We start from the raw sequence: 23294 nt of genomic DNA, 5'->3' as shown, positions 1-23294 counted from the left end.
ATGGATTGGAAAAGATGAATGACATGATGAAGATGAAATAACTGTATAAAATATAACCAAATCCCCTTCAGCGCAAGCGCGCAGACGTCATCAGTCGGGTGTGCGGTCACATCCGGGGCAAAAACTTGTATTTGATGGCTGATCTTGTATGGTTGGGGCCCTTTGAATCTGAGCCTTGCGGGTCTGTTATGAAGTCGGTTGAAGAGCAGCTAGCGCTGATCAAGCGTGGTGCGGAAGAGGTACTGGTCGAGGCCGAACTGGTCGAGAAGCTCAAGCGCGGGCAACCGCTGCGGATCAAGGCGGGTTTCGACCCGACTGCGCCGGATCTGCACCTGGGGCACACCGTCCTTATTAACAAGCTGCGCCAGTTCCAGGAACTGGGGCATCAGGTGATCTTCCTGATCGGCGACTTCACCGGCATGATCGGTGACCCGAGCGGCAAGAGCGCCACGCGCCCGCCGCTGACCCGCGAGCAGGTGCTGGAGAACGCCGAGACCTACAAGCAGCAGGTGTTCAAGATTCTTGATCCGGCCAAGACCGAGGTTGCGTTCAACTCTACCTGGATGGACGCGCTGACCCCGGCCGACTTCATTCGCCTGGCTTCACAGTACACTGTGGCGCGCATGCTCGAGCGCGACGACTTCGACAAGCGCTATACCAGCAACCAGCCGATCGCGATTCACGAGTTCCTCTATCCGCTTGTGCAGGGCTATGACTCGGTGGCGCTGAAGGCCGATGTCGAGCTGGGCGGTACCGACCAGAAGTTCAACCTCCTGATGGGGCGCGAGCTGCAGCGTGGCTACGGCCAGGAGGCGCAGAACATCGTCACCATGCCATTGCTAGAAGGGCTGGATGGCGTGAAGAAGATGTCCAAGTCGCTGGGTAACTATGTAGGTATCCAGGAAGCACCAGGGGTGATGTACAGCAAGCTGGTGTCGATCCCTGATACGTTGATGTGGCGTTACTTCGAGCTGCTGAGCTTTCGCTCCATGGAAGAGATCGATGGGTTCCGTGCTGAAGTGGCTGCTGGTGCCAACCCGCGGGATATCAAGATCAAGCTGGCTGAAGAGATCGTGGCACGCTTCCATGGTGAGGAGGCTGCGGCCAATGCCCACCGCGCAGCGGGTAATCGCATGAAGGATGGCGAGCTGCCGGAGGACCTGCCGCAGATCGACGTGCTGGCTGCCGAGGCCATGCCGATTTCTGCTGTGCTGAACAAGGCGGGCCTGGTCAAGAACTCGGCGGCAGCCCGTGATCTGCTGGCGGCAGGAAGCGTGAAGGTCGATGGTGAGGTCGTTGATCGTGGCTTCGTCTTCGAGCTGGGCTCCACCCATGTGTGTCAGGCGGGCAAGAAGGCGTTTGCACGTATCAGTCTGAAGGCTGAATAAAGAGAGGGCGGCGTAAGCCGCCCTTCCTATATAGAGAAGGGCTGGTTTGCTTTGTTTTGCGAAAGTTTCAAATTAGCCCTTGACGCACGATTTAATCTCTCTATAATTCGCCCCACTTCCGGCGCAGTCGGAACGAAAAACTCCTTGAATATCAACGAGTTGGACGTTTCAGGTCAGGCTGGAGGTGCTTCGATCGAAAGATCGGCAGCGGTGAAAAAGGTGGTTGACAGCAGGTTGTAACGCTGTAGAATTCGCATCCCGCTACGAGAGATCGAGGCGAGTCAAGTGTTTGAAGTGAAACGAAAAACTTCAAAATAAACGCTTGACAGACTCTGAGGAAAGCGTAGAATGCGCGCCTCGGTTGAGACGAAAAGTTCTTGACCAACCGCTCTTTAACAATTGAATCAAGCAATTCGTGTGGGTGCTTGTGAGCTCAGACTGATAGTCAGAAAGATTATCAGCATCACAAGTGACTGCACGAAAATCGAAAGATTTGAAAGTAAGTCATTTGAGAATGCTGAGCCAAGTTTAGGGTTTTCTCAAAACCCAAGCAGTATTGAACTGAAGAGTTTGATCATGGCTCAGATTGAACGCTGGCGGCAGGCCTAACACATGCAAGTCGAGCGGATGAGAGGAGCTTGCTCTTCGATTCAGCGGCGGACGGGTGAGTAATACCTAGGAATCTGCCTGGTAGTGGGGGACAACGTTTCGAAAGGAACGCTAATACCGCATACGTCCTACGGGAGAAAGCAGGGGACCTTCGGGCCTTGCGCTATCAGATGAGCCTAGGTCGGATTAGCTAGTTGGTGAGGTAATGGCTCACCAAGGCTACGATCCGTAACTGGTCTGAGAGGATGATCAGTCACACTGGAACTGAGACACGGTCCAGACTCCTACGGGAGGCAGCAGTGGGGAATATTGGACAATGGGCGAAAGCCTGATCCAGCCATGCCGCGTGTGTGAAGAAGGTCTTCGGATTGTAAAGCACTTTAAGTTGGGAGGAAGGGCAGTAAGCGAATACCTTGCTGTTTTGACGTTACCGACAGAATAAGCACCGGCTAACTCTGTGCCAGCAGCCGCGGTAATACAGAGGGTGCAAGCGTTAATCGGAATTACTGGGCGTAAAGCGCGCGTAGGTGGTTCGTTAAGTTGGATGTGAAATCCCCGGGCTCAACCTGGGAACTGCATCCAAAACTGGCGAGCTAGAGTAGGGCAGAGGGTGGTGGAATTTCCTGTGTAGCGGTGAAATGCGTAGATATAGGAAGGAACACCAGTGGCGAAGGCGACCACCTGGGCTCATACTGACACTGAGGTGCGAAAGCGTGGGGAGCAAACAGGATTAGATACCCTGGTAGTCCACGCCGTAAACGATGTCAACTAGCCGTTGGAATCCTTGAGATTTTAGTGGCGCAGCTAACGCATTAAGTTGACCGCCTGGGGAGTACGGCCGCAAGGTTAAAACTCAAATGAATTGACGGGGGCCCGCACAAGCGGTGGAGCATGTGGTTTAATTCGAAGCAACGCGAAGAACCTTACCAGGCCTTGACATCCAATGAACTTTCCAGAGATGGATTGGTGCCTTCGGGAACATTGAGACAGGTGCTGCATGGCTGTCGTCAGCTCGTGTCGTGAGATGTTGGGTTAAGTCCCGTAACGAGCGCAACCCTTGTCCTTAGTTACCAGCACGTTATGGTGGGCACTCTAAGGAGACTGCCGGTGACAAACCGGAGGAAGGTGGGGATGACGTCAAGTCATCATGGCCCTTACGGCCTGGGCTACACACGTGCTACAATGGTCGGTACAGAGGGTCGCCAAGCCGCGAGGTGGAGCTAATCTCACAAAACCGATCGTAGTCCGGATCGCAGTCTGCAACTCGACTGCGTGAAGTCGGAATCGCTAGTAATCGCGAATCAGAATGTCGCGGTGAATACGTTCCCGGGCCTTGTACACACCGCCCGTCACACCATGGGAGTGGGTTGCACCAGAAGTAGCTAGTCTAACCTTCGGGAGGACGGTTACCACGGTGTGATTCATGACTGGGGTGAAGTCGTAACAAGGTAGCCGTAGGGGAACCTGCGGCTGGATCACCTCCTTAATCGACGACATCAGCTGTCTCATAAGCTCCCACACGAATTGCTTGATTCATTGAAGAAGACGATTAGGTTAGCAACCTTCGATTGGGTCTGTAGCTCAGTTGGTTAGAGCGCACCCCTGATAAGGGTGAGGTCGGCAGTTCGAATCTGCCCAGACCCACCAATTTGCTGGGGCCATAGCTCAGCTGGGAGAGCGCCTGCCTTGCACGCAGGAGGTCAGCGGTTCGATCCCGCTTGGCTCCACCACCCCGCTTGCTAGTTTGTCAAAGCTTAGAAATGAATATTCGCATCGAATATTGATTTCTGAACTTTATCAGAATCGTTCTTTAAAAATTTGGGTATGTGATAGAAAGATAGACTGGACAGCACTTTCACTGGTGTGTGTTCAGGCTAAGGTAAAATTTGTGAGTAATTACAAGTTTTCGGCGAATGTTGTCTTCACAGTATAACCAGATTGCTTGGGGTTATATGGTCAAGTGAAGAAGCGCATACGGTGGATGCCTTGGCAGTCAGAGGCGATGAAAGACGTGGTAGCCTGCGATAAGCTTCGGGGAGTCGGCAAACAGACTTTGATCCGGAGATCTCTGAATGGGGGAACCCACCTGGCATAAGTCAGGTATCTTGTACTGAATACATAGGTGCAAGAGGCGAACCAGGGGAACTGAAACATCTAAGTACCCTGAGGAAAAGAAATCAACCGAGATTCCCTTAGTAGTGGCGAGCGAACGGGGACTAGCCCTTAAGTGGCTTTGAGATTAGCGGAACGCTCTGGAAAGTGCGGCCATAGTGGGTGATAGCCCTGTACGCGAAAATCTCTTAGTCATGAAATCGAGTAGGACGGAGCACGAGAAACTTTGTCTGAATATGGGGGGACCATCCTCCAAGGCTAAATACTACTGACTGACCGATAGTGAACCAGTACCGTGAGGGAAAGGCGAAAAGAACCCCGGAGAGGGGAGTGAAATAGATCCTGAAACCGTATGCGTACAAGCAGTGGGAGCCTACTTGTTAGGTGACTGCGTACCTTTTGTATAATGGGTCAGCGACTTATATTCAGTGGCGAGCTTAACCGAATAGGGGAGGCGTAGCGAAAGCGAGTCTTAATAGGGCGTTTAGTCGCTGGGTATAGACCCGAAACCGGGCGATCTATCCATGGGCAGGTTGAAGGTTAGGTAACACTGACTGGAGGACCGAACCGACTACCGTTGAAAAGTTAGCGGATGACCTGTGGATCGGAGTGAAAGGCTAATCAAGCTCGGAGATAGCTGGTTCTCCTCGAAAGCTATTTAGGTAGCGCCTCATGTATCACTGTAGGGGGTAGAGCACTGTTTCGGCTAGGGGGTCATCCCGACTTACCAAACCGATGCAAACTCCGAATACCTACAAGTGCCGAGCATGGGAGACACACGGCGGGTGCTAACGTCCGTCGTGAAAAGGGAAACAACCCAGACCGTCAGCTAAGGTCCCAAAGTTATGGTTAAGTGGGAAACGATGTGGGAAGGCTTAGACAGCTAGGAGGTTGGCTTAGAAGCAGCCACCCTTTAAAGAAAGCGTAATAGCTCACTAGTCGAGTCGGCCTGCGCGGAAGATGTAACGGGGCTCAAACCATACACCGAAGCTACGGGTATCACTTAGGTGATGCGGTAGAGGAGCGTTCTGTAAGCCTGTGAAGGTGAGTTGAGAAGCTTGCTGGAGGTATCAGAAGTGCGAATGCTGACATGAGTAACGACAATGGGAGTGAAAAACTCCCACGCCGAAAGACCAAGGTTTCCTGCGCAACGTTAATCGACGCAGGGTTAGTCGGTCCCTAAGGCGAGGCTGAAAAGCGTAGTCGATGGAAAACAGGTTAATATTCCTGTACTTCTGGTTATTGCGATGGAGGGACGGAGAAGGCTAGGCCAGCTTGGCGTTGGTTGTCCAAGTTTAAGGTGGTAGGCTGAGATCTTAGGTAAATCCGGGATCTTAAGGCCGAGAGCTGATGACGAGTTGCCATTAGGCGACGAAGTGGTTGATGCCATGCTTCCAAGAAAAGCTTCTAAGCTTCAGGTAACCAGGAACCGTACCCCAAACCGACACAGGTGGTTGGGTAGAGAATACCAAGGCGCTTGAGAGAACTCGGGTGAAGGAACTAGGCAAAATGGCACCGTAACTTCGGGAGAAGGTGCGCCGGTGAGGGTGAAGGACTTGCTCCGTAAGCTCATGCCGGTCGAAGATACCAGGCCGCTGCGACTGTTTATTAAAAACACAGCACTCTGCAAACACGAAAGTGGACGTATAGGGTGTGACGCCTGCCCGGTGCCGGAAGGTTAATTGATGGGGTTAGCTAACGCGAAGCTCTTGATCGAAGCCCCGGTAAACGGCGGCCGTAACTATAACGGTCCTAAGGTAGCGAAATTCCTTGTCGGGTAAGTTCCGACCTGCACGAATGGCGTAACGATGGCGGCGCTGTCTCCACCCGAGACTCAGTGAAATTGAAATCGCTGTGAAGATGCAGTGTATCCGCGGCTAGACGGAAAGACCCCGTGAACCTTTACTATAGCTTTGCACTGGACTTTGAATTTGCTTGTGTAGGATAGGTGGGAGGCTTTGAAGCGTGGACGCCAGTCTGCGTGGAGCCATCCTTGAAATACCACCCTGGCAACTTTGAGGTTCTAACTCAGGTCCGTTATCCGGATCGAGGACAGTGTATGGTGGGTAGTTTGACTGGGGCGGTCTCCTCCTAAAGAGTAACGGAGGAGTACGAAGGTGCGCTCAGACCGGTCGGAAATCGGTCGTAGAGTATAAAGGCAAAAGCGCGCTTGACTGCGAGACAGACACGTCGAGCAGGTACGAAAGTAGGTCTTAGTGATCCGGTGGTTCTGTATGGAAGGGCCATCGCTCAACGGATAAAAGGTACTCCGGGGATAACAGGCTGATACCGCCCAAGAGTTCATATCGACGGCGGTGTTTGGCACCTCGATGTCGGCTCATCACATCCTGGGGCTGAAGCCGGTCCCAAGGGTATGGCTGTTCGCCATTTAAAGTGGTACGCGAGCTGGGTTTAGAACGTCGTGAGACAGTTCGGTCCCTATCTGCCGTGGACGTTTGAGATTTGAGAGGGGCTGCTCCTAGTACGAGAGGACCGGAGTGGACGAACCTCTGGTGTTCCGGTTGTCACGCCAGTGGCATTGCCGGGTAGCTATGTTCGGAAGAGATAACCGCTGAAAGCATCTAAGCGGGAAACTTGCCTCAAGATGAGATCTCACTGGAGCCTTGAGCTCCCTGAAGGGCCGTCGAAGACTACGACGTTGATAGGTTGGGTGTGTAAGCGCTGTGAGGCGTTGAGCTAACCAATACTAATTGCCCGTGAGGCTTGACCATATAACACCCAAGCAATTTGCGTCGAACGACCAGATTGCGGTGTTGTGAAGACACAGTAAGCCGAAGATTTGTACCTCACGAACATCACATACCCGATTCGCTGGAGTGTCTGAACAAGACCTTCTGGCAACAGAATTTCTTGACGACCATAGAGCATTGGAACCACCTGATCCCATCCCGAACTCAGTAGTGAAACGATGCATCGCCGATGGTAGTGTGGGGTTTCCCCATGTGAGAGTAGGTCATCGTCAAGATTAAATTCCGAAACCCCTATCTGCATCTGCAGGTAGGGGTTTTGTTTTTGTGGGCTGAAAAAGCTGCGATCACGCAGCTATTTCTCCGTAAGGACGCGTCCTACAACAGGTATGCAATCCTTCAGCGCATAGCTATCATGCGTGCCTCATTGTGAGTCGAGATTGGCATGCTGAAGTTGTTGAAACTCCTCAAGGATGGTCGATTCCATTCCGGCGAGGCCTTGGGTGCTGCCCTGGGCATCAGCCGCAGCGCCGTGTGGAAGCAATTGCAGCATCTCGAGGCTGAATTGAGTCTGCCGGTGTACAAGGTGCGAGGGCGGGGCTACAGATTGGCTGCGCCCTTGTCGCTGTTGGATGTCAGCGCCATCGAGAGTGCCGGTACAGGCCGGCTCTGGCCAATGCACATCCATGAAGAGATTGACTCGACAAATGCCGAAGCGTTGCGCGCGATCAGTGCCGGTCGCCAGGCACCCTTTCTGGTTCTGGCTGAGCATCAGAGCGCAGGGCGCGGTCGCCGTGGCAGAAACTGGTCAAGCCCCTTTGCGCAGAATCTCTATTACAGCCTAGTGCTGCGTATCGACGGTGGCATGCGGCAACTGGAAGGCCTGAGCCTTGTGGTGGGTTTGGCGGTCATGCGTACCCTTCAGTCCGTCGGAGTGAATGCTGCGGGCTTGAAGTGGCCAAATGATGTGCTGGCCAACGGTCGCAAGATCGCAGGTATTCTTCTTGAGCTTGTGGGGGATCCCGCTGATGTCTGTCATGTGGTGCTGGGTATTGGCGTGAACGTGAATATGCAGACCAACAGCGAGGTCGATCAGGCATGGACATCCGTCCGGCTCGAGACAGGGCAGCAGGTTGATCGCAACCAGCTGGTTGCGCTGCTCAATGAGAATCTGCAGGTTTACCTGGAGCGACATCGTCAGTCGGGTTTTACCGACTTGCAGGCGGAGTGGGAGCAAGGGCACCTGTGGCAGGGGTGTGCAGTATCGTTGATAGCCGGCGTCACCAGGGTCGACGGCGTTGTGCTCGGTATCGATCGTCAGGGCGCGCTGCGTCTTCAGGTCGAAGGTGTTGAGAAGAGCTTTAGTGGTGGTGAGCTCAGTTTGAGGTTACGCGATGATTCTTGAGCTCGATTGCGGTAACAGTTTTATCAAGTGGCGGGTTATCCGCACCGACGCATCGGTTGTTGGCGGCGGCATCGTCGATACTAACCAGGCGCTGATCGAGGCTGTTGAGGCGCTTGCGGGCGATACCCCGGCCCGTTGCCGCCTGGTCAGTGTGCGTACAGAAGAAGAGACCGATCATCTTGGTGATGCCCTGGTGAAGGCGTTCGGGCTGTCGATAGTGCGCGCGCGCTCGGCAACTGCATTGGCCGGGGTTACCAATGGCTATGACGATTACGAGCGTCTTGGGCTCGATCGGTGGCTGGCTTTGCTTGGCGGGTACCATCTGGCCAGAAGGGCATGCGTGGTCATCGATCTGGGGACTGCTGTCACATCGGATTTCGTATCGGCGCAGGGGGAACACCTGGGAGGTTTCATCTGCCCTGGGATGCCATTGATGCGCAATCAATTGCGTACCCATACCCGGCGTATCCGCTATGACGACGAGTCCGCCGAGCGTGCATTGTCGAGTCTGCAGCCTGGGCGCTCTACCGTCGAGGCGGTAGAGCGCGGCTGTACGCTCATGCTGCATGGATTTGTGTTGACTCAGCTCGAGCAGGCGCGCTCATTGTGGGGTGAGGATTTTACCCTGTTCATTACCGGTGGCGACGCAGGCCTGTTGCACCAGGTGGTACCGCAAGCCCGAATCGTTCCCGACCTGGTGTTCGTAGGCCTGGCGATGGCCTGTCCGCTGGAGTGAGGTGTGTATGCGCTGGTTGTTTCTGTTATTGCTGGTCCTCAATGTCGTCTACTACGTCTGGCACCAGCAGGAGGCACCGTTGAGGGCGAAAGAGGTGACATCGCTGTCGCTCTACAAGGGAAGTCAGCAGGGTATTCGTCTACTCAGCGAGTCTCGCGAGGCGCCATCGCAGAAGGACGATGAGTGTCTCTACCTTGGGGCATTGGCTAGCCCCGAGCTACTGAATAGCCTTCGTCAGCGTCTGATCAGCCTGGATATCCGGGCGCGCAAGGTAGTGGGGAGGCTGCCCGACAGTCAGGGGTGGTGGCTGCAGATAGCGCCTGAAAGCCGTCGCTTGCTGGACGCAACGGTGCTCGCCGGACTTTCCCATGATTTCAAAGACTTAAAAGATAAAATAATGTTGTGCGAAGGCGTTGCAACTATCGAATAGTTTGCATAGAATGGCGCCCGCTCCACAGCGATGACCACTAGGTGGTAACGCAGTGAAGCAGTTGTCAAAGTAGCTAACCTCAAGATTTTAATGAGAAAAAGCTTGACAGCAGGGCGGCAAGAGTAGAAAATGCCGGCCACATTGGAGGGGTTCCCGAGCGGCCAAAGGGATCAGACTGTAAATCTGACGTCTACGACTTCGAAGGTTCGAATCCTTCTCCCTCCACCAGTTTAGCGAGAGCTGCAAGCTCCGCGGGTATAGTTTAGTGGTAGAACCTCAGCCTTCCAAGCTGATGATGCGGGTTCGATTCCCGCTACCCGCTCCAGGTTTGCTGTTGTTGCACAGTGTTACGCTCTTGTAGCTCAGTTGGTAGAGCACACCCTTGGTAAGGGTGAGGTCAGCGGTTCAAATCCGCTCAAGAGCTCCATATGACAAGGCAGATATGAAAATATCTGCCTTTGTTTTAATGGTCGGTTTGATCTGCTTATTACTTCTACCGGGGGACAGTCTCGATGGCTAAGGAAAAGTTCGAACGTAACAAGCCGCACGTGAACGTCGGCACCATTGGTCACGTTGACCATGGTAAGACGACGTTGACCGCCGCGCTGACTCGCGTTTGCTCCGAGGTTTTCGGTTCTGCCAAGGTTGACTTCGACAAGATCGACAGCGCCCCGGAAGAAAAAGCACGTGGCATCACCATCAATACTGCGCACGTCGAGTATGACTCGAACATTCGTCACTATGCGCACGTTGACTGCCCGGGTCACGCCGACTATGTAAAAAACATGATTACCGGTGCTGCTCAGATGGATGGCGCTATCCTGGTTTGCTCGGCCGCTGATGGTCCGATGCCGCAAACCCGTGAGCACATCCTGCTGTCCCGTCAGGTTGGCGTTCCGTACATCGTGGTCTTCCTGAACAAGGCTGACCTGGTAGACGACGCTGAGCTGCTGGAGCTGGTCGAGATGGAAGTTCGCGATCTGCTGTCCACCTATGATTTCCCAGGCGACGATACCCCGATCATCATTGGTTCGGCTCGTATGGCGCTGGAAGGCAAAGACGATAACGAAATGGGCACCACCGCTGTCAAGCGTCTGGTCGAAACCCTGGATAGCTACATTCCAGAGCCTGAGCGCGCTATCGACAAGCCGTTCCTGATGCCAATCGAAGACGTATTCTCGATCTCGGGTCGTGGTACCGTTGTTACCGGTCGTATCGAGCGTGGCATCGTCCGCGTTCAAGACGCCCTGGAAATCGTTGGTCTGCGTGACACCACCACCACCACCTGCACCGGTGTTGAGATGTTCCGCAAGCTGCTGGACGAAGGTCGTGCTGGCGAGAACTGCGGCGTGCTGCTGCGCGGCACCAAGCGTGACGACGTTGAGCGTGGCCAGGTTCTGGTCAAGCCAGGTTCGGTCAAGCCGCACACCAAGTTCACCGCAGAAGTCTATGTTCTGAGCAAGGAAGAAGGCGGCCGTCACACTCCGTTCTTCAAAGGCTACCGTCCACAGTTCTACTTCCGTACTACTGACGTGACTGGTAACTGCGAGCTGCCAGAAGGCGTTGAAATGGTAATGCCAGGTGACAACATCCAGATGACTGTCACTCTGATCAAGACCATCGCGATGGAAGACGGTCTGCGCTTCGCTATCCGTGAGGGCGGTCGTACCGTCGGTGCGGGTGTAGTAGCAAAGGTTATTGAATAAGTAGTTGATTTCTCTCGATCAGGCCGGCATAATGGTCGGCCTGATAAGCTTTTAGGTCAGTAGCTCAATTGGCAGAGCGACGGTCTCCAAAACCGTAGGTTGGGGGTTCGATTCCCTCCTGACCTGCCAGATTCACCTTGTGTGTCTGGCTTTCTTTTCACAGGATCCTCCTAGATGACTCCCAAGTCTGAAGCCCAAGACTCTCGTTTTGATCTGCTCAAGTGGCTGGCTGTTGTCGCTTTGGTGGTGGTAGGCGTGGTCGGAAATCAATATTACTCCGCTTCGCCGATTCTGTATCGCGTTATTGCACTCCTCGCTCTTGCTGCTGTTGCTGGCTTTGTTGCCTTGCAGACTGCAAAGGGCAGGTCGTTCTTTGCGCTGGCAAAGGAAGCTCGCACCGAGATTCGTAAAGTCGTATGGCCAACCCGCCAAGAGACCATGCAGACCACCCTTATTGTGGTGGCTGTTGTCCTGGTCATGGCGCTGCTGTTGTGGGGGCTCGATTCCCTGCTCGGCTGGTTGATTTCCTTGATTGTTGGCTAAGGGTGTCCTGTGGCTAAGCGTTGGTATGTTGTGCATGCTTACTCGGGTTACGAGAAGCATGTGATGCGCTCGCTCATCGAGCGCGTAAAGCTGGCTGGCATGGAAGATGGCTTCGGCGAGATTCTGGTCCCCACTGAAGAAGTGGTTGAAATGCGCAATGGCCAGAAGCGCAAAAGCGAGCGTAAGTTCTTCCCGGGCTACGTGCTGGTTCAGATGGACATGAACGAAGGGACTTGGCACTTGGTCAAGGACACCCCTCGTGTCATGGGCTTCATTGGTGGTACCGCAGACAAGCCTGCACCCATCACCGATAAAGAAGCCGAGGCCATTCTGCGTCGCGTTGCCGATGGCAGCGACAAGCCGAAGCCGAAAACGCTGTTCGAGCCAGGTGAAGTGGTTCGTGTTGTAGATGGTCCGTTTGCTGATTTCAACGGCACGGTCGAAGAGGTTAACTACGAGAAGAGCCGGCTCCAGGTAGCGGTGCTCATCTTCGGTCGCTCTACTCCGGTGGAGCTTGAGTTCAGCCAGGTCGAAAAGGTCTAGCAGAACGACGCATCCCATACCCCGCAGCCCTATGTGCTGCGGGGTTTTGTCGTCACTGGGATAAAACGCAAGTAATCCGGGGAGCCTTCTGGCGCTTGTACCCGATATTGGAGTAGCTCATGGCTAAGAAGATTCAGGCTTACATCAAGCTGCAAGTAAAGGCCGGCCAGGCCAACCCAAGTCCACCCGTCGGCCCAGCACTGGGTCAACACGGTGTGAACATCATGGAATTCTGCAAGGCCTTCAACGCCCGTACCCAGGGTCAAGAAGCCGGCCTGCCGACTCCTGTGATCATCACTGTATACAGTGACCGTAGCTTCACTTTCGAAACCAAAAGCACCCCTGCTTCGGTTCTGCTGAAGAAAGCAGCTGGCCTGACCAGCGGTTCTGCGCGTCCGAACACCGTCAAAGTCGGTACTGTGACCCGTGCTCAGCTGGAAGAGATCGCAAAAACCAAAAATGCTGATCTGACCGCTGCTGACATGGAAGCGGCCGTGCGTACCATCGCCGGTTCCGCTCGCAGCATGGGCCTCAACGTGGAGGGTGTGTAATGGCTAAGCTGACCAAGCGCCAAAAGGCTATCGCTTCGAAAATCGAAGCGGGCAAAGTCTACAACTTCGAAGAAGCAGCAGTGCTGCTGGCCGAACTGTCTACCGTGAAGTTCAGCGAGTCCTTCGACGTAGCCGTTAACCTGGGCGTTGACCCACGTAAATCCGACCAGGTCGTTCGTAGCGCTACCGTGCTGCCACACGGCACTGGCAAGACCGTACGTGTTGCCGTGTTCACCCAGGGTCCAGCTGCCGAAGCCGCTCTGGCTGCCGGCGCTGACCGTGTAGGCATGGACGATCTGGCTGCCGAAATGAAAGGCGGCGACCTGAACTATGACGTCGTTATTGCCTCCCCGGACGCAATGCGTGTTGTAGGTCAGCTGGGTCAGGTTCTGGGTCCTCGCGGCCTGATGCCTAACCCTAAAGTTGGCACCGTAACTCCAGACGTAGCCACCGCGGTCAAAAACGCCAAGGCTGGTCAGGTTCGCTACCGTACCGACAAAAACGGCATCATCCACACTTCCGTTGGCAAGATCGGCTTTGAAGCCGTCAAGCTGAAGGAAAACGTTGAAGCCCTGATCGCTGATCTGAAGCGTATCAAGCCAGCTTCCTCGAAAGGTATCTACGTCAAGCGCGTTACCCTGAGCACCACCATGGGCCCAGGTCTGGTAATCGATCAAGGTTCCCTGAACGCGTAAGACCGCGATGGGCGCGAGCAATTGCGCCCGTCAGCAAAAATTGGGGTCCCTGCCTGGCGGGGGCTATCCAAGACCGTAGGCGGCGCAAGCCTTAAACCTCAAGCCTACGCAGATGGTGCCCCTGATTCCTTACCGAGTCAGACACCAAAACGACATTCGGCTTCGGCTGGATGAAACGGTAACAAGCAGGAGTTTTACCCGTGGCAATTAAACTCGAAGACAAGAAGGCCATCGTCGCTGAAGTCAACGAGGCTGCCAAAGTCGCTCTGTCCGCTGTCGTGGCTGATGCCCGTGGTGTGACTGTAGGCGCAATGACCGGACTCCGTAAAGAGGCTCGTGAAGCTGGCGTTTACGTACGTGTTGTACGTAACACCCTGCTCAAGCGCGCTGTTGCCGACACTGAATTCAGTGTCCTCAACGACGTGTTCACCGGCCCTACCCTGATCGCGTTCTCCAACGAACACCCGGGCGCTGCTGCTCGTCTGTTCGCTGAGTTCGCCAAGGGTCAGAGCAAGTTCGAGATCAAGGCAGCTGCGTTCGACGGCAAGTTCCTTGCCGCAAACCAGATCGACGTGTTGGCTTCCCTGCCGACCCGCGACGAGGCCATTGCGAAGCTGATGAGCGTGATCCAAGGCGCGACCAGCAAGCTGGCTCGTACTCTGGCAGCCGTTCGCGACCAGAAAGAAGCTGCTGCTGCCTAAGGCACCGCAAGCCCTTTCGAAATCATACGTTTAATTTGATGGCTGCGTAGGCTGTCACCCCAATACAGGATTTAAGTCATGTCTCTGACTAACGAGCAAATCATCGAAGCAATCGGCCAGAAAACCGTTCTGGAAGTTGTTGAGCTGATCAAAGCAATGGAAGAAACCTTCGGCGTTACCGCTGCTGTTGCCGCTGCTGGCCCAGCTGCTGCCGCTGCCGTTGTTGAAGAACAAACCGAGTTCAACGTTGTTCTGGTTGCCGCTGGCGACAAGAAAGTAAACGTGATCAAGGCTGTTCGTGAACTGACCGGCCTGGGCCTGAAAGAAGCCAAGGAAAAGGTTGATACCGCTCCTCAAGTCGTTGCTGAAGGCGTTTCGAAAGAAGCCGCTGACAAAGCCAAGGCTGACCTGGAAGCAGCAGGCGCTACCGTCGAACTGAAGTAATTTCGACTGTGCGTCTCCAGCCCGAGCGACAAGCGAAAGGCTGATGGCTGGTGGCTTTTGCCACCGGCCTTTTTCCGTTATTGGCAGCCGATCAGGTCGGCGCCGATGACGAGCGGTAACCACCGATGACGGTGGCGCAAACCATGGGGTTTGCACGATTTTCTGGCTGCTCCCGTCGGGAGGAGCCAAACAAGCAGGTGACCAAGCTGGGGAACGCTGATGGCTTACTCATACACTGAGAAAAAACGTATCCGCAAGGACTTTAGCAAGTTGCCGGACGTCATGGATGTGCCTTACCTCCTGGCCATCCAGCTGGATTCGTATCGTGAATTCTTGCAGGCGGGAGCGACTAAAGATCAGTTCCGCGACGTGGGCCTGCATGCGGCCTTCAAATCGGTTTTCCCGATCATCAGCTACTCCGGCAATGCTGCCCTGGAGTACGTTGGCTATCGTCTGGGCGAACCGGCCTTTGATGTCAAAGAATGCGTACTGCGCGGGGTAACCTACGCGGTACCGCTGCGCGTGAAAGTCCGCCTGATCATTTTCGACAAAGAATCGTCGAACAAAGCGATCAAGGACATCAAAGAGCAAGAAGTCTACATGGGTGAAATCCCCCTGATGACTGAAAACGGTACCTTCGTAATCAACGGTACCGAGCGTGTTATCGTTTCCCAGCTGCACCGCTCGCCAGGCGTGTTCTTCGACCACGACCGTGGCAAGACGCACAGCTCGGGCAAGCTGCTGTACTCGGCGCGGATCATTCCTTACCGCGGCTCGTGGCTGGACTTCGAATTCGATCCGAAAGACTGTGTATTCGTCCGTATCGACCGTCGTCGCAAGCTGCCGGCTTCCGTACTGCTGCGCGCGCTGGGCTACACCACCGAAGAAGTGCTGAACGCGTTCTACACCACCAACGTATTCCACGTGGCGGGCGAAAAGCTCAGCCTGGAACTGGTGCCACAACGCCTGCGTGGTGAAATCGCGGTCATGGACATCCATGACGACAGCGGCAAGGTGATTGTCGAGCAGGGTCGTCGTATTACCGCTCGCCACATCAACCAGCTGGAAAAGGCTGGTGTCAAATCCCTGGACGTGCCGCTGGAATACGTTCTGGGCCGCACCACCGCCAAGGCGATCGTGCACCCGGCTACCGGTGAAATCCTGGCCGAATGCAACACCGAGCTGACCACCGAAGCACTGGTGAAGATCGCCAAGGCTCAGGTCGTTCGCATCGAGACCCTGTACACCAACGACATCGACTGCGGTCCGTTCATCTCGGATACCCTGAAGATCGACTCCACCAGCAACCAACTGGAAGCGCTGGTCGAGATCTATCGCATGATGCGTCCTGGCGAGCCGCCAACCAAGGATGCCGCAGAGACCCTGTTCAACAACCTGTTCTTCAGCGCCGAGCGTTACGACCTGTCGGCTGTTGGTCGCATGAAGTTCAACCGTCGTATCGGTCGTACCGAGATCGAAGGTTCGGGCGTGCTGAGCAAGGAAGATATCGTCGAGGTCCTCAAGACCCTGGTCGACATCCGTAACGGCAAAGGCATCGTCGACGACATCGACCACCTGGGTAACCGTCGCGTGCGCTGTGTCGGCGAAATGGCCGAGAACCAGTTCCGCGTTGGCCTGGTGCGTGTAGAGCGCGCGGTCAAAGAGCGTCTGTCCATGGCTGAAAGCGAAGGCCTGATGCCGCAAGACCTGATCAACGCCAAGCCGGTAGCGGCGGCGGTGAAGGAGTTCTTCGGTTCGAGCCAGCTGTCCCAGTTCATGGACCAGAACAACCCGCTGTCCGAGATCACCCACAAGCGTCGTGTCTCGGCACTCGGCCCTGGTGGTCTGACCCGTGAGCGCGCAGGCTTCGAAGTCCGTGACGTACACCCGACCCACTACGGCCGCGTGTGCCCGATCGAGACCCCTGAAGGTCCGAACATCGGTCTGATCAACTCCCTGGCGGCCTATGCCCGCACCAACCAGTACGGCTTCCTTGAGAGCCCGTACCGCGTGGTGAAAGAGGGTGTGGTTACCGACGACATCGTGTTCCTGTCGGCGATCGAAGAAGCTGATCACGTCATCGCACAGGCTTCGGCCACGATGGACGCGAAGAAGCAACTGATCGACGAACTGGTAGCGGTCCGTCACCTGAACGAATTCACCGTCAAGGCGCCGGAAGACGTCACCCTGATGGACGTTTCGCCAAAGCAGGTAGTTTCTGTTGCCGCATCGTTGATTCCGTTCCTCGAGCACGACGACGCCAACCGTGCGTTGATGGGTTCGAACATGCAGCGTCAGGCTGTACCGACTCTGCGCGCCGACAAACCGCTGGTAGGTACCGGCATGGAGCGCAACGTTGCGCGTGACTCCGGCGTTTGCGTCGTGGCTCGTCGTGGCGGTGTGATCGATTCCGTCGACGCCAGCCGTATCGTGGTGCGTGTTGCAGATGACGAAGTTGAAACCGGCGAAGCTGGTGTCGATATCTACAACCTGACCAAGTACACCCGCTCGAACCAGAACACCTGCATCAACCAGCGTCCGCTGGTGAGCAAGGGTGATGTGGTTCAGCGTAGCGACATCATGGCCGACGGCCCGTCCACCGACATGGGTGAGCTGGCTCTGGGTCAGAACATGCGCATCGCGTTCATGGCGTGGAACGGCTTCAACTTCGAAGACTCCATCTGCCTGTCCGAGCGTGTGGTTCAGGAAGATCGCTTCACCACGATCCACATCCAGGAACTGACCTGTGTGGCCCGTGACACCAAGCTTGGCCCAGAGGAAATCACCGCGGACATCCCGAACGTGGGTGAGGCTGCGCTGAACAAGCTGGACGAAGCCGGTATCGTCTACGTGGGTGCTGAAGTCGGCGCTGGCGACATTCTGGTCGGCAAGGTCACGCCAAAAGGCGAGACCCAGCTGACGCCAGAAGAAAAACTGCTGCGTGCGATCTTCGGCGAGAAGGCCAGCGACGTCAAAGACACCTCCCTGCGTGTGCCGACCGGCACCAAGGGTACTGTCATCGACGTACAGGTCTTCACTCGCGATGGCGTCGAGCGCGACAGCCGTGCGCTGTCCATCGAGAAGATGCAGCTGGACGAGATCCGCAAGGACCTGAACGAAGAGTTCCGCATCGTTGAAGGCGCAACCTTCGAACGTCTGCGCAGCGCCCTGAACGGTCAGGTCGTCGAAGGTGGTGCCGGCCTGAAGAAAGGTTCGGTCATCTCCAACGAAGTGCTGGACGGTCTGGAGCACGGCCAGTGGTTCAAACTGCGCATGGCCGAAGACGCGCTGAACGAGCAACTCGAGAAGGCCCAGGCCTACATCGTTGATCGTCGCCGTCTGCTGGACGACAAGTTCGAAGACAAGAAGCGCAAGCTGCAGCAGGGCGATGACCTGGCACCGGGCGTACTGAAGATCGTCAAGGTCTACCTGGCAATCCGTCGTCGCATCCAGCCGGGCGACAAGATGGCCGGTCGTCACGGTAACAAGGGTGTGGTCTCCGTGATCATGCCGGTCGAAGACATGCCGCACGACGCCAACGGTACGCCGGTGGACGTGGTACTCAACCCGTTGGGTGTACCTTCGCGTATGAACGTCGGTCAGATCCTCGAAACCCACCTGGGCCTGGCGGCCAAGGGCCTGGGCGAGAAGATCAACCGCATGCTCGAAGAGCAGCGCAAGGTCATCGAGCTGCGCAAGTTCCTCACCGAGATCTACAACGAGATCGGTGGTCGTCAGGAAAGCCTGGAAGACTTCTCCGACCAGGAAATCCTCGACCTGGCGAAGAACCTCAAAGGCGGTGTGCCAATGGCCACTCCAGTCTTCGACGGTGCCAAGGAAAGCGAAATCAAGGCCATGCTGAAACTGGCAGACATGCCGGAAAGCGGTCAGATGCAGCTGTTCGACGGTCGTACCGGCAACAAGTTCGAGCGTCCAGTGACCGTTGGTTACATGTACATGCTCAAGCTGAACCACTTGGTGGACGACAAGATGCACGCGCGTTCCACTGGTTCTTACAGCCTGGTTACCCAGCAGCCGCTGGGTGGTAAGGCGCAGTTCGGTGGTCAGCGTTTCGGGGAGATGGAAGTGTGGGCGCTGGAAGCATACGGCGCGGCATACACCCTGCAAGAAATGCTCACAGTGAAGTCGGACGATGTGAACGGTCGGACCAAGATGTACAAGAACATCGTGGACGGCGATCACCGTATGGAGCCGGGCATGCCCGAGTCCTTCAACGTGTTGATCAAAGAGATTCGTTCGCTCGGTATCGATATCGATCTGGAAACCGAATAACACGTGACGCGAATCGGGAGCGCGGCTGAAAAGCCCGCTCCCTGCTCCGCCAGGAGGAAAGGCCTTGAAAGACCTACTGAATTTGCTGAAAAACCAGGGTCAAGTCGAAGAGTTCGACGCCATCCGTATCGGATTGGCCTCGCCTGAGATGATCCGTTCGTGGTCGTTCGGTGAAGTAAAAAAGCCGGAAACCATCAACTACCGTACGTTCAAGCCTGAGCGTGACGGCCTGTTCTGCGCCAAGATCTTTGGCCCAGTCAAGGACTACGAGTGCCTGTGCGGCAAGTACAAGCGCCTGAAGCACCGTGGCGTGATCTGCGAGAAGTGCGGTGTTGAAGTCGCGCTGGCAAAAGTTCGTCGTGAGCGCATGGCGCACATCGAGCTGGCCTCGCCTGTTGCCCACATCTGGTTCCTGAAGTCGCTGCCGTCGCGTATCGGCCTGCTGATGGACATGACCCTGCGTGATATCGAACGCGTTCTCTATTTCGAGAGCTATGTCGTTATCGACCCGGGCATGACCACCCTGGAAAAAGGCCAGCTGCTGAACGACGAGCAGTACTTCGAGGCGCTGGAAGAGTTCGGCGATGACTTCGACGCCCGCATGGGTGCCGAGGCCGTCCGCGAACTGCTGCACGCTATCGACCTGGAACACGAGATTGGCCGCCTGCGCGAAGAGATTCCGCAGACCAACTCGGAAACCAAGATCAAGAAGCTGTCCAAGCGACTGAAGCTGATGGAGGCCTTCCAGGGCTCGGGCAACCTGCCTGAGTGGATGGTCCTGACCGTTCTGCCGGTTCTGCCGCCAGACCTGCGTCCACTGGTTCCGCTGGATGGCGGTCGTTTCGCGACCTCCGACCTGAACGACCTGTACCGTCGGGTGATCAACCGTAACAACCGTCTGAAGCGCCTGCTCGACCTGTCTGCGCCTGACATCATCGTGCGCAACGAAAAGCGCATGCTGCAGGAAGCGGTCGACGCACTGCTCGACAACGGCCGTCGCGGCCGCGCCATCACCGGCTCGAACAAGCGTCCTCTGAAATCCCTGGCCGACATGATCAAGGGTAAGCAAGGTCGTTTCCGTCAGAACCTGCTCGGTAAGCGCGTTGACTACTCGGGTCGTTCGGTAATTACCGTAGGTCCGACCCTGCGTCTGCACCAGTGCGGTCTGCCGAAGAAAATGGCCCTCGAGCTGTTCAAGCCGTTCATTTTCGGCAAGCTGGAAATGCGTGGTCTGGCGACCACCATCAAGGCCGCCAAGAAGATGGTCGAGCGCGAGTTGCCAGAGGTGTGGGACGTTCTTGCCGAAGTGATTCGCGAACACCCCGTACTGCTCAACCGTGCACCGACCCTTCACCGTCTGGGTATCCAGGCGTTCGAGCCGGTACTGATCGAAGGCAAGGCCATCCAGCTGCACCCGCTGGTCTGTGCCGCGTACAACGCCGACTTCGACGGTGACCAGATGGCCGTGCACGTGCCGCTGACGCTGGAAGCCCAGCTCGAAGCGCGCGCGCTGATGATGTCGACCAACAACATCCTGTCGCCAGCCAACGGTGAGCCGATCATCGTTCCTTCGCAGGACGTTGTACTGGGTCTGTACTACATGACCCGCGAAGCCATCAATGCCAAGGGCGAAGGTCGCGTATTCGCCGACCTGCAGGAAGTCGACCGCGTATTCCGCGCCGGCGAAGCGGCCCTGCACGCCAAGATCAAGGTTCGTATCAACGAAACCGTGAACGATCGTGATGGCGGCAGCGTCAAGAACACCCGCATCGTCGACACCACTGTCGGCCGTGCACTGCTGTTCCAGGTTGTACCGCCAGGTCTGTCGTACGACGTGGTCAACCAGCCGATGAAGAAAAAGGCGATCTCCAAGCTGATCAACCAGTGCTACCGCGTGGTTGGTTTGAAAGAGACCGTCATCTTCGCTGACCAGCTGATGTACACCGGTTTTGCCTACTCGACCATCTCCGGCGTTTCCATCGGTGTTAACGACTTCGTTATCCCGGATGAAAAAGCCCGCATCATCGGTGCTGCCACCGACGAAGTGAAAGAGATCGAGAGCCAGTACGCCTCCGGCCTGGTAACCCAGGGCGAGAAGTACAACAAGGTCATCGACCTGTGGTCCAAGGCGAACGACGAAGTGTCCAAGGCGATGATGGCCAACCTCTCGAAAGAGAAGGTCATCGACCGCGAAGGCAACGAAGTCGAGCAGGAGTCCTTCAACTCGATGTACATGATGGCTGACTCCGGTGCCCGGGGTTCGGCAGCTCAGATTCGTCAGTTGGCCGGTATGCGTGGTCTGATGGCCAAGCCGGACGGCTCGATCATCGAGACGCCGATCACCGCGAACTTCCGCGAAGGTCTGAGCGTACTGCAGTACTTCATCTCGACTCACGGTGCGCGTAAGGGTCTTGCGGATACCGCGTTGAAAACCGCGAACTCCGGTTACCTGACCCGTCGTCTGGTAGACGTGGCGCAGGATCTGGTGGTTACCGAGATCGACTGTGGCACCGAGCAGGGTCTGGTCATGACCCCGCACATCGAAGGCGGCGACGTTGTAGAGCCGCTGGGTGAGCGCGTACTGGGTCGTGTAATCGCCCGTGACGTGTTCAAGCCTGGCACCGACGACGTCATCGTTCCGGCCGGTACTCTGGTCGACGAGAAGTGGGTCGAGTTCATCGAGCTGAACAGCATCGACGAAGTGATCGTGCGTTCGCCGATCAGCTGCGAAACCCGCTACGGCATCTGCGCCAAGTGCTACGGTCGCGACCTGGCTCGCGGTCACCAGGTGAACATCGGTGAAGCTGTCGGCGTTATCGCTGCACAGTCGATCGGTGAGCCGGGTACCCAGCTGACCATGCGTACGTTCCACATCGGTGGTGCTGCAAGCCGTACCTCGGCTGCCGACAGCGTCCAGGTGAAGAACGGCGGTATGGTTCGTCTGCACAACCTCAAGCAGGTTGAGCGTGCCGACGGCAACCTGGTTGCCGTATCGCGTTCCGGCGAGTTGGCGATTGCCGACGAGTTCGGTCGTGAGCGCGAGCGTTACAAGCTGCCTTACGGCGCCGTGATTTCGGTGAAGGAAGGCGACAAGGTCGACGCTGGCGCCATCGTCGCCAAGTGGGACCCGCACACCCACCCGATCGTTACCGAAATGAAAGGTACCGTGACCTTCGTGGGCATGGAAGAAGGCATCACGATCAAGCGTCAGACCGACGAATTGACCGGCCTGACCAACATCGAGGTTCTGGACGTCAAAGACCGTCCGGCTGCAGGCAAGGAAATCCGTCCTGCAATCAAGATGGTCGACGCCAGCGGCAAGGATCTGCTGTTGCCAGGTACCGACGTACCGGCTCAGTACTTCCTGCCAGCCAACGCCCTGGTCGGTGTGGCTGACGGTGCACAGATCGGTGTTGGTGACGTTATCGCGCGTATCCCGCAAGAAACGTCCAAGACCCGTGACATCACCGGTGGTCTGCCGCGCGTTGCCGACCTGTTCGAAGCGCGCCGTCCGAAAGAAGCCTCGATTCTGGCTGAAGTCAGCGGTACCATCGCCTTCGGTAAAGAGACCAAGGGCAAGCGCCGTCTGGTCATCACCCCGAACGATGGCAGCGATCCGTACGAAGAGCTGATTCCGAAGTGGCGTCACCTGAACGTCTTCGAAGGCGAACAAGTGAACCGCGGCGAAGTCATCTCGGACGGTCCTAGCGATCCGCACGACATTCTGCGTCTGCTGGGTGTTAGCGCGCTGGCCAAGTACATCGTCAACGAGATCCAGGACGTTTACCGTCTGCAAGGCGTGAAGATCAACGACAAGCACATCGAGACCATCCTGCGTCAGATGCTGCGTAAGGTCGAGATTGCCGAGTCGGGTGACTCCAGCTTCATCAAGGGCGACCAGATGGAACTGACCCAGGTACTGGTAGAGAACGAGCGCCTTGGCGCGGAAGACAAGTTTGTCTCCAAGTTCACTCGTGTACTGCTGGGTATCACCAAGGCCTCGCTGTCCACCGAATCGTTCATCTCGGCGGCTTCCTTCCAGGAAACCACCCGCGTACTGACCGAAGCGGCGGTAACCGGCAAGCGCGACTACCTGCGCGGCCTGAAAGAAAACGTGGTCGTGGGTCGTCTGATCCCGGCCGGTACCGGTCTGGCCTACCACAGCGAGCGCAAGCGTCGCCGTGATGCCGACAAGCCGTTGCGTGTTAGCGCCAGTGAAGTGGAAGCTGCACTGACCGAAGCGCTGAACTCCAGCGGCAACTAAAGCGTAGGGCCCTGGCGGCCCTCACCCGATCTTCGCGACATAATCTGTTGCGAAGGGGAGGGTGGGGGATGTCGGGGCCTTGCCTTGACGAGGGGCAAGATCCTCTTTAGACTCTTGTACCCCTAAATTTGGTGGGACTTCGTCCTGCCATTTTGCTTTTCTTGCA

Annotated in this window: 13 protein-coding genes, 6 tRNA genes and 3 rRNA genes; all 22 read left to right on the top strand. The window is 56.2% G+C overall.

Annotated features, from left to right (window positions below; all coding sequences use genetic code 11):
* Positions 1 to 188: 188 nt before the first annotated feature.
* The gene (gene tyrS / locus LOY33_RS23380) at positions 189 to 1388 is read left to right on the top strand and encodes a tyrosine--tRNA ligase (RefSeq protein WP_054915947.1); all 1200 of its coding nucleotides are present in this window, start codon (positions 189 to 191) and stop codon (positions 1386 to 1388) included.
* Between the two features lie 558 nt (positions 1389 to 1946).
* Positions 1947 to 3483: ribosomal RNA gene (locus tag LOY33_RS23375) — 16S ribosomal RNA — on the top strand.
* 84 nt (positions 3484 to 3567) lie between these two features.
* Positions 3568 to 3644 (top strand) — tRNA-Ile (locus LOY33_RS23370).
* A gap of 7 nt (positions 3645 to 3651) precedes the next feature.
* Positions 3652 to 3727: transfer RNA gene (locus LOY33_RS23365), tRNA-Ala, on the top strand.
* 224 nt (positions 3728 to 3951) lie between these two features.
* Positions 3952 to 6841: ribosomal RNA gene (locus LOY33_RS23360) — 23S ribosomal RNA — on the top strand.
* Between the two features lie 138 nt (positions 6842 to 6979).
* A 5S ribosomal RNA gene (gene rrf, locus LOY33_RS23355) occupies positions 6980 to 7095 on the top strand.
* The 16S, 23S and 5S rRNA genes sit together here with 2 tRNA genes alongside, the layout of an rRNA operon.
* Positions 7096 to 7262: 167 nt before the next feature.
* On the top strand, positions 7263 to 8222 hold the full coding sequence (gene birA / locus LOY33_RS23350; protein WP_043861944.1) for a bifunctional biotin--[acetyl-CoA-carboxylase] ligase/biotin operon repressor BirA: 960 nt from the start codon (positions 7263 to 7265) through the stop codon (positions 8220 to 8222).
* Entirely contained in the window at positions 8212 to 8958 is a 747-nt protein-coding gene (locus LOY33_RS23345) for a pantothenate kinase (RefSeq protein ID WP_043861943.1), read from the top strand. The genes birA and LOY33_RS23345 overlap by 11 nt, the downstream gene beginning before the upstream one ends.
* 7 nt (positions 8959 to 8965) lie before the next feature.
* A complete protein-coding gene (locus LOY33_RS23340; RefSeq protein ID WP_043861942.1) occupies positions 8966 to 9388 on the top strand; it encodes a hypothetical protein in 423 nt (140 codons plus the stop codon).
* A gap of 143 nt (positions 9389 to 9531) precedes the next feature.
* Positions 9532 to 9616: transfer RNA gene (locus LOY33_RS23335), tRNA-Tyr, on the top strand.
* A 23-nt stretch (positions 9617 to 9639) separates the two neighbouring features.
* Positions 9640 to 9713, top strand: a tRNA-Gly gene (locus tag LOY33_RS23330).
* 26 nt (positions 9714 to 9739) lie between these two features.
* Positions 9740 to 9815: transfer RNA gene (locus LOY33_RS23325), tRNA-Thr, on the top strand.
* 85 nt (positions 9816 to 9900) lie between these two features.
* Positions 9901 to 11094, top strand: a complete 1194-nt coding sequence (tuf, locus tag LOY33_RS23320) for an elongation factor Tu (protein WP_100634181.1) — start codon at positions 9901 to 9903, stop codon at positions 11092 to 11094.
* Positions 11095 to 11147: 53 nt separating this feature from the next.
* A tRNA-Trp gene (locus tag LOY33_RS23315) sits at positions 11148 to 11223 on the top strand.
* Between the two features lie 45 nt (positions 11224 to 11268).
* Entirely contained in the window at positions 11269 to 11637 is a 369-nt protein-coding gene (secE, locus tag LOY33_RS23310) for a preprotein translocase subunit SecE (RefSeq protein WP_043861940.1), read from the top strand.
* Between the two features lie 9 nt (positions 11638 to 11646).
* Complete coding sequence (nusG, locus tag LOY33_RS23305; RefSeq protein WP_043861939.1) at positions 11647 to 12180, top strand: transcription termination/antitermination protein NusG; 534 nt, start codon at positions 11647 to 11649, stop codon at positions 12178 to 12180.
* A 119-nt stretch (positions 12181 to 12299) separates the two neighbouring features.
* Entirely contained in the window at positions 12300 to 12731 is a 432-nt protein-coding gene (gene rplK, locus LOY33_RS23300) for a 50S ribosomal protein L11 (protein WP_028944937.1), read from the top strand.
* Positions 12731 to 13426 carry a 50S ribosomal protein L1 gene (rplA, locus tag LOY33_RS23295; protein ID WP_043861938.1) on the top strand — a complete coding sequence of 232 codons (696 nt, stop codon included), beginning with the start codon at positions 12731 to 12733 and terminating at the stop codon, positions 13424 to 13426. Before rplK ends, rplA begins: the two co-directional genes overlap by 1 nt.
* A 200-nt stretch (positions 13427 to 13626) precedes the next feature.
* The gene (gene rplJ / locus LOY33_RS23290) at positions 13627 to 14127 is read left to right on the top strand and encodes a 50S ribosomal protein L10 (protein ID WP_043861937.1); all 501 of its coding nucleotides are present in this window, start codon (positions 13627 to 13629) and stop codon (positions 14125 to 14127) included.
* Positions 14128 to 14205: 78 nt separating this feature from the next.
* On the top strand, positions 14206 to 14571 hold the full coding sequence (gene rplL, locus LOY33_RS23285) for a 50S ribosomal protein L7/L12 (protein ID WP_043861936.1): 366 nt from the start codon (positions 14206 to 14208) through the stop codon (positions 14569 to 14571).
* Between the two features lie 219 nt (positions 14572 to 14790).
* The gene (gene rpoB / locus LOY33_RS23280; protein ID WP_043861935.1) at positions 14791 to 18864 is read left to right on the top strand and encodes a DNA-directed RNA polymerase subunit beta; all 4074 of its coding nucleotides are present in this window, start codon (positions 14791 to 14793) and stop codon (positions 18862 to 18864) included.
* A gap of 64 nt (positions 18865 to 18928) precedes the next feature.
* Entirely contained in the window at positions 18929 to 23128 is a 4200-nt protein-coding gene (gene rpoC / locus LOY33_RS23275; RefSeq protein WP_054916698.1) for a DNA-directed RNA polymerase subunit beta', read from the top strand.
* Positions 23129 to 23294 lie beyond the last annotated feature (166 nt).

The organism is Pseudomonas sp. B21-036, from assembly GCF_024748925.1.
Lineage (GTDB): Bacteria > Pseudomonadota > Gammaproteobacteria > Pseudomonadales > Pseudomonadaceae > Aquipseudomonas > Aquipseudomonas palmensis.
Note: the sequence above shows the minus strand (reverse complement) of the source record. Positions and strands in the feature narration are given on the sequence as shown.

Coding starts and splice junctions, on each gene's coding strand:
- rplA (WP_043861938.1), top strand. CDS start 12,731: ATGGCTAAGCTGACCAAGCGCCAAAAGGCTATCGCTTCGAAAATCGAA.
- rpoB (WP_043861935.1), top strand. CDS start 14,791: ATGGCTTACTCATACACTGAGAAAAAACGTATCCGCAAGGACTTTAGC.
- rplK (WP_028944937.1), top strand. CDS start 12,300: ATGGCTAAGAAGATTCAGGCTTACATCAAGCTGCAAGTAAAGGCCGGC.
- LOY33_RS23340 (WP_043861942.1), top strand. CDS start 8,966: ATGCGCTGGTTGTTTCTGTTATTGCTGGTCCTCAATGTCGTCTACTAC.
- secE (WP_043861940.1), top strand. CDS start 11,269: ATGACTCCCAAGTCTGAAGCCCAAGACTCTCGTTTTGATCTGCTCAAG.
- LOY33_RS23345 (WP_043861943.1), top strand. CDS start 8,212: ATGATTCTTGAGCTCGATTGCGGTAACAGTTTTATCAAGTGGCGGGTT.
- tuf (WP_100634181.1), top strand. CDS start 9,901: ATGGCTAAGGAAAAGTTCGAACGTAACAAGCCGCACGTGAACGTCGGC.
- birA (WP_043861944.1), top strand. CDS start 7,263: ATGCTGAAGTTGTTGAAACTCCTCAAGGATGGTCGATTCCATTCCGGC.
- tyrS (WP_054915947.1), top strand. CDS start 189: ATGAAGTCGGTTGAAGAGCAGCTAGCGCTGATCAAGCGTGGTGCGGAA.
- rplL (WP_043861936.1), top strand. CDS start 14,206: ATGTCTCTGACTAACGAGCAAATCATCGAAGCAATCGGCCAGAAAACC.